The sequence below is a fragment of the Microbacterium sp. NPDC055502 genome (assembly GCF_053643635.1).
In genome coordinates, this window is the sequence record NZ_JBSHKJ010000001.1 from 364,379 (window position 1) to 378,288 (window position 13,910).

Sequence of the window (13,910 nt, forward strand, 5' to 3'; positions counted from 1 at the left end):
TCAGCGCTCCCGCGTCCGATCCTCGCGCTCGAGCACGCCCACCGTTCCCGTGGTGGTCGCCGGCTCGGCCCGCGTGGTACGGATCGTGCCCGTGGAGAGCGAGGCGCCCACCTCGGCCTCCGACACCTCGATGACCGACTCCTCGGCCTGCTCGCGCAGCTGCTCCGCGGCGTTCTTGGTGGACAGCGGCTTGTTCTTGATGAACGCGATCGCGATGATCGAGATCACGGCGAGCGGGATGGCGATGATGAACGCGTCGGCGATACCGTGGCCGTAGGCGCTCTCGACGATCGAGCGGATGGCGTCGGGCAGCTGGCCCACCTTCGGCACGTCGCCCGAGGCGAGGTGCTTCAGCGCGTCGACCTCCGCCTGACTCGACGGCGTGAAGCCCTCGAGCCCGTCCTTGACGTACGTCGCGACGCTCGAGGAGAGCAGCGATCCCATCACGGTCACGCCGATGGTGCCGGCGATCGTGCGGAAGAAGTTGACGTTCGACGACGCGGCGCCGAGCTGACGCGGATCGGTGTCGTTCTGCACGATGAGGGTGAGGTTCTGCATGACCATGCCGAGGCCGGCCCCGAGCACGAACATGTAGACGGCGACCAGGATGAACGGGGTGTCGTAGCGCAGCGTGGACATGAGGCTCACGCCGACCGTGGCGAGCACGGAGCCCGTGAGCATCCAGCCCTTCCACTTGCCGAAGCGGCTGACCAGCTGGCCGATGATGATCGACGCACCCATCTGCCCGATGATCATCGGGATGGTCATGAGGCCGGACTCGGTGGGCGTGGCGCCACGAGCGAGCTGGAAGTACTGCGCGAGGAACACCGAGGTGGCGAACATCGAGACGCCGATCGCGATGGAGGCGATGACCGACAGCGTGAACGTGCGGTTGCGGAACAGCGACATCGGCACGATCGGCTCCTTCACGAAGAACTCGACCGCCACGAACCCGGCGATGGCGACGCCGGCGATCACGGCGAGCACGATGCTCGTCGAGGAGTCCCAGTCGAACTGGTTGCCACCCATCGACACCCAGATGAGGAGGCTGGACACGCCCACGGCCAGGAGCACGATGCCGAAGTAGTCGATCGACACCTTCGTGTCGCGCTGCGGCTTGGGCAGGTGCAGCGTGAACTGCAGCAGCACGAGCGCGACGATCGCGAACGGGACGCCGACGAAGAAGTTGGCGCGCCAGCCCCACGCGTCGGTGATGACGCCGCCGAGCAGCGGGCCGCCGATGGTGCCGAGGGCCATGATCCCGCCGACGACGCCCATGTACTTGCCGCGCTCGCGCGGCGAGATGATGAGGGCGACCGCGATCATGACCAGCGACATGAGCCCGCCGACGCCGATGCCCTGGATCACCCGCACGGCGATGAGCATGTTCGTGTCGGTGGAGAACCCGGCGATCACGGTGCCGACCGTGAAGAGGATCAGCGAGATCTGGATGAGTACCTTGCGGTCGACGAGGTCGGCGAGCTTGCCCCAGATCGGGGTGGAGACGGCGGTGGCCAGCAGGCTCGCGGTGATGACCCACGTGTACTGGGACTGCGTGCCGCCGAGGTCGGCGATGATGACCGGCATCGAGGTCGACACCACGGTGCCCGAGAGCACGGCGACGAACATGCCGACGATGAGGCCGGAGATCGCGGTGAAGACCTCGCGGGCCGAGCGCGTGGCGTCGGCCGGAGAAGAAGAGGTGTGTGACAAGGGGGAACGCTCCTGCGTAGAAAGTTGATCGAGATCAACCATACGCCGATGGTTGCGAAAACGCAACTATCCCGGGAGCCCCGTCCGCGTCAGCCGCAGAACGCCCCCAGCGACTCGTGCAACTGCTCCACGGCCTGGATTGTCTCCGGAGACTGGAGGTCTCCCAGTCCATCGATCTGATCGGCACCCGAGGCGATCACGTCCCCCAGGTGGCCGTCGATCCCGGCCGCCAGATCGTCGAGCGTCGCCACCAGCCGATCGCGCGCCGCATCCGCCTGTTCCGCGGTCGCCCCACCCTGGTCGAGCAGACCCTGGTACTGCGCGTAGGCGTCGTCGATCGTGGCGCACGCGCCCTGCACATCGACCCCGAGGGCGTCGCCGGCCGCCTGGGTGACCTGCGAGCAGCCCGCGAGGAGCCCGGCGGCGAGGAGGAGGGGGACGACGGCGAATCGGCGCATGACCCGAGGGTAACCCGGGCCACCTGGACCGATCCTGACCCGCCACCCCCGCGGGGTCAGCCGCCCGACGGGTTGTCGAGCGGGCGCCCCTCGTCGTCGGTGGTCTCGCGCTCCAGCACCTCGTCCGTCGTGTCGCCGCCCTCGTCGGGTGCGCCACCCGAGGCGGTGTCGGCCTCTTCGTCGGCCCCCGGCGTGCCCTGCGTGTTCTGCGGATCACTCATGTCGTGCCTCCTCTGTCTGGTGCCCCGACGCTACGCGCGCGACCACGGCCGAGCGCAGGGGCTTGACCGCCGTCACGCCAGGCCCCACACTCCCGCGAGCACGAGCCCGCCCGTCGAGCACCCAGGGGTCAGTCGGCCCAGAGCCGCTCGATCGGGACGGCCGCGTCCAGGATGCGCTCGGCGGCGCGGTGACCGGACAGCAACGCGGCCGGCACGGTCGCGGGGTCATCTGTCCAGGTGGCCTCCCCGGCGAGGTGCAGCACGCCCCCGATCGGCGTCGCGAGATCGTCGTGGTCGGCGGTCGTGGAACCGAGCGTCATGTACGCGTACGAGCCGTGCGCGAACGGGTCGTCCTGCCACGCGGTGCGGTGCACGGCCACGGGCTCCACGGCCCGGTCGCCGTACAGCCGCCGCAGCTGCGCCATGACCGAGGCCACGACCTGCTCGTCTGCCCAGTCCCTCGTCGCGGTCGCCGCCGGCCCCGCGGCGAAGGTCAGCAGCGTCGGACGCCCGTGCGCCGCGGTGAGGTCGTACCAGGAATGCCACCAGCGGCCCTCCGGGCCCTGCTGCCGGATGGCGTAGACGCCCTCGTCCCAGAACCGCTCGGGAAAGCGCAGGAACACCTTCTCGAACGCGTTCATGCGCAGCCGTCCGAGCGCGTCGGCGTTGGCCGAAGGCAGCGGGGGCACGATGTCGACCGCCCCGGAGTGGAGCACCCCGACCGGCAGCGTCACCACGGCGGTGTCGCCCGCGAACACGCCGCGCCCCGTGTGCACCAGCACCCCGTCGGTCCAGTCGACGGCCGTCACCACGTGGCCGAGCCGCACGTCGAGACCCTGCGCCAGCCGTTCGGGCAGCGCGCCGTAGCCGTCGGGGAACACGACCTCGTCGCCGTCGATCTGGTCGTCGTCGAGCCCGTGCGCCGCGAGGTCCTCGATCCACGCGCCGTACTGCTCCTCCGCGCGGTGCTCCAGATACTCGCGCACGCGCTGGGTGCGATCCGCATCCCACCCCTGCCGCGCCAGGGCCTCCTCCGTGGCCTCGCGGTACGAGGCCTCGGGCGCCGACGCCGCAATGACCTCGGGCAGGACGGCATCGACCGCGTGCACGTCGGCCGCGAAGGCACGGGCGGCCTCATCGGGCAGCCGCCGCCCGTCCACGCCGTAGTTCGCGATCGGACGACCGTCGACCTGGTAGCCGCCCACCGTGAACTCGACCGTGCGCATGCCGAAGGCCGCGGCCGCCGCCGCCACCGGGCTCCCGTCGACGCCGTGGATCCACGAGGCGCCGAGGTCGGTGGCGCCGTCCGTCCGATCCGTGTGCACGCGACCGCCGACGCGGTCCCGAGCCTCCAGCACGACCACCGTGCGCCCGGCGTCCTGCAGCAGCCGTGCCGCGGTCAGTCCCGCGACCCCGGCTCCGACCACGACCGTGTCGACCCGTTCCATGATTCCTCCCGCGGCGGGACATCGGCGTCCTCGCCTCGACGATACCCATCCCCGCCCGTCGCCACCGCCCCATCACCTCGACGGACGCGGGTCACCCCGCGTCCGTCGCCCGACGCGGGACCGCCGTGGTGGCGGGCGTCGCGTCGTCCGCGTCGTCTGCGTCCGCGCGAAGCCCGATGCCCCAGCTCGCTCCGCGCGCCAGAATCATGCCGAGCACGGACACGACCGCGAAGGTCAGCATCAGCAGCCGCGCCGAGCCGACCAGGTCGGGCAGCGCCAGGTTCACGAGCACGCCCGCCATCGCCGCGCTGAAGGCGCTCGCGATGAGGAACACCGTGTTCACGGCGGCCGCCGCCTTCGCCCCCTCCTCCTCATCGCGCGTGCTGCCGAGCGCCGCGACCGTGAGGTGCGGGAAGCCCAGGCCGATCCCCGCACCGGCGACGAACAGCGTGACGAACCGCAGCGCGACGACGAGTGCCGACGGGTCCTCGTGCTGGAGCAGCCCGTACGCGGCGAGCCCGAGCGCGACCGTGAGCGGGCCGACCGTGATGAGCACCCGCCGGGACCGGACCCCCGTGGCGTTCGCGGTGAACATCTGCGTGACGGACCACCCGAGCGACAGCGCCGCACCGAGCAGCCCGGCGACGAACGGCATCAGTCCCCCGATCTCCTGCCCGAAGAGCGGGATGAACGCCTCCGTGCCGATCGCGAAGGCCAGCACCGCGACCGTCAGGTACACCCACCCGAGGGAGGAGCCGCGCACGAACGTGACCCGGGAAAGGATCCCGATGCGGCTGCGCTTCTCGTGCCGCACGAACCACAGGGCGAGCGAGCTGAGCCGCCCTCGCCCCACGGCGCCCCTCCCCGTTCTCCGGTGGAGGGGCGCCGCCGTCGCCCCGCACCCGCGCAGACCTCATCTATTGTTGAGGTCGAGCGAAGGGAGCGCACGATGGAACCCGAAGACCTGCTTCCGATCGGCGAGGTCACCCGGCGCACCGGCGTCGCCCCCTCCGCGCTGCACTTCTACGAGCAGCTCGGCCTTATCTCGTCGACGCGCACCGCGGGGAACCAGCGCCGCTACCGCCGGCACATGCTCCGCCGCGTCTCGCTGATCGTCGTCGCCAAGCGCATCGGCATCCCGCTCAGCGAGGTGCAGGAGCTGTTCCAGACGCTGCCCATCGACACGCCGCCCTCGCACGCCGACTGGCGCCGGGTCGCGAAGCTGTGGCGCACACAGCTCGAGGAGCGTCGCACCCAGCTGGAACACCTGCAGCGCGAGCTCACGGGGTGCATCGGCTGCGGCTGCCTGTCGCTCAAGGCGTGCCGCCTGCTCAATCCCGACGACACCCTCGGCGACGACGGTCCGGGCCCCCGCCGCATCTGACCGGGCACGCCGCGCTCGACGTTCGTCCAGCGCGGATCCGACGATCGGCCAGACCTCTGCGTCGGGCCGCCAGGCCGTCCGAACGGCGTTGTGTCGGTAACGAGTAACCCTTTACCTTCTAGACGGCACACGTCCATCCGTGTTGCCGTCCTCACGGTCGCGGGCTGTCCCGACAGCCAGGCGCGGGTGCGCGTCCGCGAGGGAACCGATCATCACGTCGTCGCACGGTGTCGTCGCGCCGGCGTGATCGACCAACCATTGAAGGGATACCCGTGGATTCCACAGCAGCAGTACTCTCGCGACCACCCGGTCGCGTGCGCCGATTCACGAGCATGCTCCTGGCATCGCTCTTCGTCACCTCGGCACTGGTCGGGGTGAGCACGCTCGGAGGCCCCGCTCCGAGCGCCGAGGCCACCCAGAGCTGGGGCACGACGACGCTTCGTCAGACCAACCAGTTCTTCGCCTACGTCAACGCCGGCGAACAGCTCACCGGCGACATCTCGAAGCTCGTGCGAGGGGTCGGATCCCAGTCGGCCACGCTCCGGGCCACATCGCCGTCCGGTGAGACGTTCGAGTGCACCGTGGCCGCCGACGCGGTCGTCGGCACCGCCTGCACGTTCGGCACCCAGACGGCGGCGGTCAGCGGCATCTGGACGATCGACTTCGTCCGTCCCGTCGCCGACTCGCAGGCCGCCGCCGGCACCTTCCAGTGGAACATCACCGTCAGCTCGGGCGGCACGCCGATCCCCGGCCGCGTGTGGTCCGACGACTTCATCATGGAAGACACGGAACCGGCGACCTTCGACCTCTGGTACGTCGGCTCGACGGGCTACCAGTACCGGTCGACGTACTCGGACTTCCGCGGCATCTCGAGCCGGTTCCAGGTGAACCAGTTCGGCAACGTGCTGCCAGGGACGTGCACGCCGTACTACGGCAGCGCGGCCATGGGAGCGCCCACCGGCTCGGAGATCCCCGGCATCGAGCCGAGCGACTCGTGCGGTGTGCCGTACCACATCTTCTTCGAGACGCCCGCGGCCGACCTCCCCGCGTCGGCTTCTGCCGTGGACGGCAGCCACTTCGTGCTGCCCGCGCCGGAAACACCGGACATCTCCGGCTTCGCGTTCGCGCCCGCCGGCAACGACACGCGTGCCGGCACGTTCACCTTCACCACGAGCGGTCACGTCGGCTCGGTCGACCTCTGGGTCGACGCGGACGCCGACGGCTTCTACGGAACCGCGGGCGATCGCCTGATCACCGTGGCGGTCAACGGGGACGGCGCGCAGACGGTGTCCTTCGACGGACTCGACGCCTTCGGAGCACCGATTCCCGCGACGACGCAGTTCGCCGCGCGCGCCGGTATCTCCAAGGCGGGTGAGATCCACTTCGTCAACTCCGACATCGAGAGCCGCGGCGGCATCTCCGTGACCGCGATCAACGGCCCGGCGGCCGGGTCGTCCACCCTGTACTGGAACGACACGACCCTGGAGCTCGCGAATCACCGCACGGACTGCCTTCCGCCCGTGATGGACGGACGGGCGGGGACGGCGAGCGCTGTCCCCGGCGGCGTGCACGGCTGGCCCTGCGACATGAGCATCCAGCCCAACAACGCGAACAACGGCGTCGACGGCCCCTGGGGCGACGTGCGCCACATCGACGACTGGACCTTCACGCCGGTCGACGAGCAGGAGCAGATCATCGTCGCACCCGCGGCGAACTACACCGTGGTGAAGTCGTCCGACCCGGCCGACGGCGAGTCGGTCCAGTCGGGTGACGTGGTGACCTACACGATCGACGTGGCACAGGTGGGCAACGTCCCCGCGGACGCCACGCTCACCGACGACCTCGCGAACGTGCTCGACGACGCCGCGTACAACGGCGACGTCACCGCCAGCACGGGAACGGTCGACGTGACCGGAACCACCCTGTCGTGGAACGGCACCCTCCCCGTGGGCGGGACCGCGACGATCACCTACTCCGTGACCGTCGACGACATGTCAGACCTGCCCGCGGGCGACTACAGTCTCGGCAACGTGGTCACCAGCCCCGGCTGTGCGACCGCGGACGACTGCTCGACGGTGCACCCGATCGGCGCGTACTCCGTGGTGAAGACCTCGGACCCTGCGTCCGGCACGACCGTGTCCGACGATCAAAAGCTGACGTTCACCGTCACCGTCACCGAGACCGGTCAGGGTTCCGTGGACGGCGCGACGCTGACCGACGACCTCTCCGACGTGCTCGACGACGCCACCTGGAACGACGACCTCGTCGCCTCCGCCGGCACGGTGTCCTTCGACCAGGACAGCGAGCAGCTGGACTGGTCGGGCGACCTGGCCCCCGGCGCCGTCGTGACGATCACCTACTCGGTGACCGTCACCGGAGACGGCGACCAGTCGCTGATCAACCAGGTCACCAGCCCCGGGTGCGCCTCGCCCGAGACGTGCGGCACGACGCACCTGTACGGCACCTACTCGGTGGTCAAGGAGTCCGACCCCGCGTCGGGCACCGACGTGGCCCCCGGTGACACCATCACCTACACGGTGACCGTCACCCAGGCGGGTACGGGCGCGGTCGACGCCGTGCTCACGGACGACCTGACCGGGGTGCTCGACGACGCCGTGTGGAACGGCGACCTGGCGGCCGACCTCGGCACCGCGTCGTTCGATCCCGCGACGAACGCCTTCACGTGGAACGGCACGCTCCAGCCGGGCGAGGTGGCCACGATCACCTACTCGGTCGGGGTCAGCGGCGCCGGAGACACCGACCTGCTCAACGTCGTCACCAGCCCGGGCTGTGCCACCGCCGACGTCTGCTCCACGGAGCACTTCGTCGGGGCGTACTCCGTGGTCAAGACGTCCGACCCCGCACCGGGGACGGCCGTCCAGCCGGGGGACGTCATCACCTACACGGTGACGGTGACGCAGACCGGCAGCGGGGCGGTGCAGGACGCCGTCCTCACCGACGAGCTGCCCGAGGTGCTCGACGACGCCACGTGGAACGACGACGCGGAGGTCTCCGCCGGCGACCTCGACTACGACGAGGACACGCAGGAGCTGAGCTGGACCGGCGACCTGGCCGTGGGCGACGTCGTCACGATCACCTACTCGGTGACCGTGACCGCCGCGGGCGACACCAGCCTGACCAACACGGTCACCAGCCCGGGCTGCCTCACGCCGGAGGACTGCACGACGAACCACCTCGCGGGTTCCTACTCCGTCGTGAAGGACTCCGATCCCGCCCCGGGCACCGACGTCGCCACGGGTGACACGATCACCTACACCGTGACCGTCACCCAGTCCGGCCTCGCCGCCGTGACGGGCGCGACGCTCACGGACGACCTGTCCGAGGTGCTGGACGACGCCACGTGGGACGACACGATCACCGCCACCAGCGGTGCCGCGACGTTCGACCCGGCGACGGCACAGCTCGCCTGGACGGGCGACCTGGTTCCCGGCGCCGTGGTGACGATCACCTACTCGGTCACCGTCGTCGAGGGTGGCGACACGACGCTCACCAACGTCGTGACCAGCCCCGGCTGCGAATCCGAGTCGGTGTGCACCACCGAGCACTACACCGGCACCTACGCCGTCGTGAAGAGCTCGGACCCGGTGTCGGGCACGACGGTCGCGGCCGGCCAGGTGATCGACTACACGATCACGGTCACGCAGGACGGTGCCGGATCGGTGGCCGCACTGCTGTCGGACGACCTGACCGGTGTCTTCGACGACGCGTCGTACAACGGCGACGTGGCGGCGAGCCTCGGCACGGTGGCGATGGACGGTGCGAACCTCACCTGGAACGCGACGCTCGCGCCCGGCGAGGTCGCGACGATCACGTACTCCGTGACCGTCGGGGCGATCGGATCGGGTGACGGGCAGCTGCCCAACGTGGTCACGAGCCCGGGCTGCCAGAGCGAGACCGACTGCGCCACGGTGCACCAGGTCGGCGCGTACACCTTCGAGAAGACATCGGACCCCGCACCGGGACGGGTCGACCGCGGCGACGTGATCGACTACACCCTGACGGTGCGCCACACCGGCGTCGGACCGATCCCCGGTGCGCGGATCCTCGACGATCTGACCGCGGTGCTCGACGACGCCACGTACAACGACGATGCGGTCGCGTCCGCGGGGACCGTGACCCGTGACGGCGTGGACCTCACCTGGACCGGCGACCTCGTCGCGGGTGACGTGGTGACGATCACCTACTCGGTGACCGTCACGGGCAACGGCGATGGCGACATCGACAACGTCGTCACCACCGACGACCCGCGCGGCGGCTGCGCGGCCAACGAGCCGTGCCGCACCGAGCACGACGTGCCGCCGATGCCGGGCCTGGCCACCACCGGTGGCGAGCTGCCGGTGTGGTCGGTGCCGATCGCGCTCCTGCTCCTGCTGGTCGGCAGCGGCGTGTACGTCGTCGCCCGCCGTCGTCGGAGCGACATGAACGCCGAGTAGTCGACGGTGCTCGACGGGAGCGGGGTGGCCATCCGGCCACCCCGCTCTCGTCGTCTGCGGAGCCGCTTCGACGCATGCCGTGCGGCGTATGCGGGCCGGGTTAGCCTGAGGACAGCGATCGGCATCCGCCCTTGGCTTCCACAGCTCAAGGGCTCCCGATCGACAGGAGAGCATCATCTCTCTCACCCGAACCGCCTCCCCCGCCTCCACCCTCGGCCCCGTCCGCCAGACCTACGCGGGCACCGCCGAATTCCCCCCGATGACACGGGCGTACCGCGACGTGCAGCAGGTGGTGAAGGAGACCGGGCTGCTGCAGCGCACCCCCGTGTTCTACTCGCTCGTCGGCGGCGCCCTGCTGCTGGCCCTCGCCGGCTGCGTCACCGGCTTCCTGCTGCTCGGCGACAGCTGGTTCCAGCTGCTCATCGCGGCGGCGCTCGGCATCGTCTTCACGCAGATCGCGTTCCTCGCGCACGAGGCAGCGCACCGGCAGATCCTGTCGTCCGGTCCCGCGAACTTCCGCCTCGCGCGCATCCTCGCCGGGATCGTCGGCATGAGCTACCACTGGTGGGACTCGAAGCACACCCGCCACCACGGCAACCCGAACCAGGTCGGCCGCGACCCCGACATCGAGGTCGACACGATCTCCTTCCTCGAGACCGATGCCGCGCAGTCCCGCGGCCTCGTGCGGCTGATCACCCGCAAGCAGGGCTGGCTGTTCTTCCCGTTGCTCACGCTCGAGGGCCTCAACCTGCACTACATCGGCCTCAAGCACCTGCTCACCCGCAAGAACGTGAAGGGCCGCTGGATCGAGCTGTCGCTCATCGTCGCCCGGTTCGCGATCATCCTGATCCCGGTGTTCCTGATGCTGCCGCTCGGGATGGCGTTCGCGTTCCTCGGGGTGCAGCTCGCGGTGTTCGGCGTGTACATGGGCGCGTCGTTCGCCCCCAACCACAAGGGCATGCCGATCATCGCGCCCGACGCCAAGCTCGACTTCTTCTCCAAGCAGGTGCGCACCTCGCGCAACATCCACGGCGGCCGCTGGGTCACCTGGCTCATGGGCGGCCTGAACCACCAGGTCGAGCACCACCTGTTCCCCAACATGTCGCGCCTGCACCTGGCGAAGGCGCGGGAGATCGTGCGCGACTACTGTGCCGCCAACGGCATCGCGTACACCGAGACGAGCCTCGTGCGCTCCTACGCGATCGTGATCGACTACCTCAACCGGGTGGGGCTCGCCGCGCGCGACCCGTTCGACTGCCCCGCCGCCGCCCAGCTGCGCCGCGCCTGACCGCCGCCCGGCCGGCCGGGGGCGCCGTCGCGGCGCGGGAGAATGGACTCCATGTCCGCGCGTTCTCCCCAGCGACTGCTCTCCTCGGTCCGCCGGCTGCTGCACACCGACCCGTCGAGCGTCGCGCACACCGAGGCCCTGCCCGTCATCGACGAGCGCACCGTGCCGCGCGTGCTCGACCTCGCGACCCGCATCGGCGAGTCGATGTTCGCGGTGGGGGCGTCCGCGCACGAGGTGACCCTCGCGATCACCCGCGTGTGCGAGGCCTACGGACTCAAGGGCGTGCAGGTCGACGTCACCTACAACTCGATCACGGTGTCGTTCCACTTCAGCGGAGAGGTGTGGCCGGAGACCCTGGTGCGCGTGGTGCGGGTCGCCGCCCCCGACCACGCCAAGCTGCAGCGCGTGCAGGCCCTGGTCGCCGACATCGACGCCGGGCTCGACCTGGAGTCCGCCCGCACCGCCTTCCGCGTGATCCGGCGGATGCCGTTCCGCTACCAGCAGCCGGTCGTGATCGTGGCCCGTGCGCTGCTCGCGGTGGGCGTGAGCATCATGCTGGGCGCCTCCCCGATCATCGTCGGGCTCACGTTCGTCGCGGCCCTGTGCGCCGCGCTCACCCAGGCCGGGCTCGCGCGGCTGCGGGTGCCCCTGTTCTTCAGCCAGATCGCGGGCGGGTTCGTGACGACGGTCGTCGCGGTCGCGGTGTCCGCGCTGGGCAGCGCCGGCGTCGAGCCCTTCGTGGGCATCCGGCCGTCGATCATCGTCGCGTCCGGCATCGTGCTCATGCTCGCCGGACTCACCGTGGTCGGTGCCGCGCAGGACGCGATCGACGGTTTCGCGCTCACCGCGGGCGGCCGCATCCTCGACCTCACGATGCAGACCCTCGGGGTCGTGATCGGCATCCTCGTCGGGCTGGAGCTGGGCGGCGTGCTCGGCTTCACGATGGGGCTGCCCGACGACCCCGCCCCGTTCGGGCCGCTGCTGAACCAGTTCGCCGGTGCCGTCATCATCGCGGTCGCCGTGGCGGTGTTCAACGGCGCGGGACTGCGGATCATCCTGGTGAGCGCGCTGCTGAGCGCCCTGACGCTCGCCGGGTACGCGGGCACCGTGGCGCTACACCTCCACCCCGCGGCGGCGAGCGCGGTCGGCGCGCTGCTGGCGAGCTTCGTCGGCATGCTGATCGCGCACAACCTGCACGTGCCCTCGGTCGCGGTGACGACGGCGGCGATCGTGCCGCTCGTGCCCGGGGTCGCGGTGTTCCAGGGGCTGCTGGAGATGGTGCACGCGGCGGGCACCTCCGCCGGGATGCTCGCCACGGGCGGCTCGCTCATCGACGCCGCGGTGATCGGCATCGCGCTCGCCTCCGGCGCCTCCCTCGGCCTCTACCTCGGCACCCCCGTGCGGGCGACCCTCTCGGGCGTCGCGAAGACCAGGGCGCGCGTGCGGCGCTGACGCGGGCGCGGCTCAGCGCGGGCGAGGGGTCGCGGTGAGGTCGAGCGCCCACCCGTTCACGGTGAGGTCGGCCCCGCGGAACCGCTCGGTTGCCACGCCCACGAGCTCGAACCCGCCGCGGCGGCACACCGCGTTGGAGGCCGGGTTGTCGACCGCGGGGAACGCAAGCAGCAGCCTCCGGCCCTCGTGGTGCTCGCGCGCCTCCGCGACGAGGAGGGACAGCGCCCGCGCGGCGACCCTCCGCCCCTGCGCCGCGGGCAGCACGAACCACCCGGTCTCCCATGAGGGGCCCGCGCTTCCCTCGACCTTCCACCGCCCGATCGAGCCGAGCGGCGTACCGCTCTCGTCGACGATCGCGAACATCCGCGCCTCGCCGTCGCGCTGCAGCCGGAGGTACCGCTCGTGACGCGCCAGGATCTCCGCCTCGCTCTCCGGTCCGTTGAGATGCGCGGTCATCTCCGGGGTGTTGGCGGCGTGCAGCAGCGGCAGGTCGGCGGGCGACCACGGCCGCAGGGCGAGGGTGTCCATGCGGGGAGTCTGCCGTCGACCTCCGACATCCGCGACCGATGTCGGAGGTCGCGCCTACCGTCTCCCGCATGCCAGATCCCGTGCCGACGTGGTGGGCGAGACGCCAGTTCTCGCGCGGTGCCGCCGTGCCCTACGCGGTGGGCACCTACCGGTCGGCGTGGTCGGCGTATCCCGAGCTCGTCCGCCAGTACCACCCGGAGCTGAACCACGGCATCGCGCTGTCGCAGGTGCCGCTGGCCGCCGACGTGCTGCTGTGCTGGGAGTGTCCGCTCGGGCACCGGTTCGCGGCCACCCCGACCGAGCAGCGCGAACGACCGGGGCGCGTGCGGCGGCGTTCGTCGTGGTGTCCGGAGTGCTCCGCGCTCGCCCGCCCGCAGCCGGTGGTGCTGGGCGAGGCTCGCGCGCTGCCCGCCCGCCCGAAGAAGCCCGCCCCCGCGCTGTGCACGAAGACCCCCGACCTGCCGAAGGGCACCCCGTTCCTCAGCGCGTGCGCGCCGAAGCCCGCGTCGGCGGCCGAGGCGAAGCTGCGCGCGATGCTGCGCGACCGGCTGGAGTTCACCGATGGCCTCAACGCGATCAAGGTCGTGCGGCCGTTCTTCCGGCACACCGAGGTGTGGCCCGACATCCTGCTGCCCGAGCTGCGGGTCGTGATCGAGTACGACTCCGTCGGCCGTCACGGGCTCGAGCACGTCGGCAAGCGCGAGGAGGCCGACCGCCGCAAGGACCGCGCGGTGCGGGGCGCCGGCTGGGAGGTCGTGCGGCTGCGCACCGGTCCGCTCGAACCCCTCGGCCCGTACGACGTGCAGCTCACGGGGCTCGGCCGGGCGGCGATCGATCGGCTCGTCGAGCGGCTCCGCGAGATCCGGGGCCCGCTCCTCGTCGACCCGTATCTGCGCGCGTGAGCGCCGCGCTCCCCCGCGACGTCCCGCGCTTGGTAGCCTGACGACCACCCCGCCCCCACCCC

General features: G+C 71.0%; 11 protein-coding genes. 5 read left to right on the forward strand and 6 right to left on the reverse strand.

Going from position 1 to position 13,910, the window contains the following annotated elements:
* The 5 genes from ACWH95_RS01910 to ACWH95_RS01930 all read right to left on the reverse strand — a co-directional run bounded on the left by ACWH95_RS01910 (window position 1) and on the right by ACWH95_RS01930 (window position 4,693).
* On the reverse strand, window positions 1–1,629 hold the full coding sequence (locus ACWH95_RS01910) for an MFS transporter (protein WP_372490598.1): 1,629 nt from the start codon (window positions 1,627–1,629) through the stop codon (window positions 1–3).
* A 173-nt stretch (window positions 1,630–1,802) separates the two neighbouring features.
* Entirely contained in the window at window positions 1,803–2,171 is a 369-nt protein-coding gene (locus tag ACWH95_RS01915) for a hypothetical protein (RefSeq protein ID WP_136034789.1), read from the reverse strand.
* A gap of 56 nt (window positions 2,172–2,227) precedes the next feature.
* Window positions 2,228–2,392 (reverse strand): hypothetical protein, encoded by a 165-nt coding sequence (locus ACWH95_RS01920; protein WP_206252752.1) that lies wholly within the window; start codon window positions 2,390–2,392, stop codon window positions 2,228–2,230.
* Window positions 2,393–2,520: 128 nt separating this feature from the next.
* A complete protein-coding gene (locus ACWH95_RS01925; RefSeq protein WP_454120056.1) occupies window positions 2,521–3,840 on the reverse strand; it encodes a flavin monoamine oxidase family protein in 1,320 nt (439 codons plus the stop codon).
* 91 nt (window positions 3,841–3,931) lie between these two features.
* Window positions 3,932–4,693, reverse strand: a complete 762-nt coding sequence (locus ACWH95_RS01930) for a hypothetical protein (RefSeq protein WP_454120057.1) — start codon at window positions 4,691–4,693, stop codon at window positions 3,932–3,934.
* Window positions 4,694–4,789: 96 nt separating this feature from the next.
* On the opposite strand from ACWH95_RS01930, the gene soxR reads away from it, so the two are divergent.
* The 4 genes from soxR to ACWH95_RS01950 all read left to right on the forward strand — a co-directional run bounded on the left by soxR (window position 4,790) and on the right by ACWH95_RS01950 (window position 12,418).
* Entirely contained in the window at window positions 4,790–5,224 is a 435-nt protein-coding gene (gene soxR / locus ACWH95_RS01935; RefSeq protein WP_136034779.1) for a redox-sensitive transcriptional activator SoxR, read from the forward strand.
* A gap of 332 nt (window positions 5,225–5,556) precedes the next feature.
* Window positions 5,557–9,678 carry a DUF7927 domain-containing protein gene (locus tag ACWH95_RS01940; protein WP_454120058.1) on the forward strand — a complete coding sequence of 1,374 codons (4,122 nt, stop codon included), beginning with the start codon at window positions 5,557–5,559 and terminating at the stop codon, window positions 9,676–9,678.
* A 259-nt stretch (window positions 9,679–9,937) separates the two neighbouring features.
* Window positions 9,938–10,966 carry a fatty acid desaturase family protein gene (locus ACWH95_RS01945; protein WP_136034775.1) on the forward strand — a complete coding sequence of 343 codons (1,029 nt, stop codon included), beginning with the start codon at window positions 9,938–9,940 and terminating at the stop codon, window positions 10,964–10,966.
* A 51-nt stretch (window positions 10,967–11,017) separates the two neighbouring features.
* A complete protein-coding gene (locus ACWH95_RS01950; protein WP_454120059.1) occupies window positions 11,018–12,418 on the forward strand; it encodes a threonine/serine ThrE exporter family protein in 1,401 nt (466 codons plus the stop codon).
* A 12-nt stretch (window positions 12,419–12,430) separates the two neighbouring features.
* Here the strand turns inward: ACWH95_RS01950 and ACWH95_RS01955 are convergent, their stop codons facing one another.
* Window positions 12,431–12,946 carry a GNAT family N-acetyltransferase gene (locus ACWH95_RS01955; RefSeq protein ID WP_454120060.1) on the reverse strand — a complete coding sequence of 172 codons (516 nt, stop codon included), beginning with the start codon at window positions 12,944–12,946 and terminating at the stop codon, window positions 12,431–12,433.
* Window positions 12,947–13,014: 68 nt separating this feature from the next.
* Here ACWH95_RS01955 and ACWH95_RS01960 point away from each other — a divergent pair, with 68 nt between their 5' ends.
* Window positions 13,015–13,848 (forward strand): zinc-ribbon domain-containing protein, encoded by an 834-nt coding sequence (locus tag ACWH95_RS01960; protein ID WP_454120061.1) that lies wholly within the window; start codon window positions 13,015–13,017, stop codon window positions 13,846–13,848.
* Window positions 13,849–13,910 lie beyond the last annotated feature (62 nt).

Excerpts from the sequence above, each read along its gene's own strand:
- ACWH95_RS01910 (WP_372490598.1), bottom strand. The coding sequence starts at position 1,629 with ATGTTCGTCGCCGTGCTCTCGGGCACCGTGGTGTCGACCTCGATGCCG.
- ACWH95_RS01915 (WP_136034789.1), bottom strand. The coding sequence starts at position 2,171 with ATGCGCCGATTCGCCGTCGTCCCCCTCCTCCTCGCCGCCGGGCTCCTC.
- ACWH95_RS01920 (WP_206252752.1), bottom strand. The coding sequence starts at position 2,392 with ATGAGTGATCCGCAGAACACGCAGGGCACGCCGGGGGCCGACGAAGAG.
- ACWH95_RS01925 (WP_454120056.1), bottom strand. The coding sequence starts at position 3,840 with ATGGAACGGGTCGACACGGTCGTGGTCGGAGCCGGGGTCGCGGGACTG.
- soxR (WP_136034779.1), top strand. The coding sequence starts at position 4,790 with ATGGAACCCGAAGACCTGCTTCCGATCGGCGAGGTCACCCGGCGCACC.
- ACWH95_RS01940 (WP_454120058.1), top strand. The coding sequence starts at position 5,557 with ATGCTCCTGGCATCGCTCTTCGTCACCTCGGCACTGGTCGGGGTGAGC.
- ACWH95_RS01945 (WP_136034775.1), top strand. The coding sequence starts at position 9,938 with ATGACACGGGCGTACCGCGACGTGCAGCAGGTGGTGAAGGAGACCGGG.
- ACWH95_RS01950 (WP_454120059.1), top strand. The coding sequence starts at position 11,018 with ATGTCCGCGCGTTCTCCCCAGCGACTGCTCTCCTCGGTCCGCCGGCTG.
- ACWH95_RS01955 (WP_454120060.1), bottom strand. The coding sequence starts at position 12,946 with ATGGACACCCTCGCCCTGCGGCCGTGGTCGCCCGCCGACCTGCCGCTG.
- ACWH95_RS01960 (WP_454120061.1), top strand. The coding sequence starts at position 13,015 with ATGCCAGATCCCGTGCCGACGTGGTGGGCGAGACGCCAGTTCTCGCGC.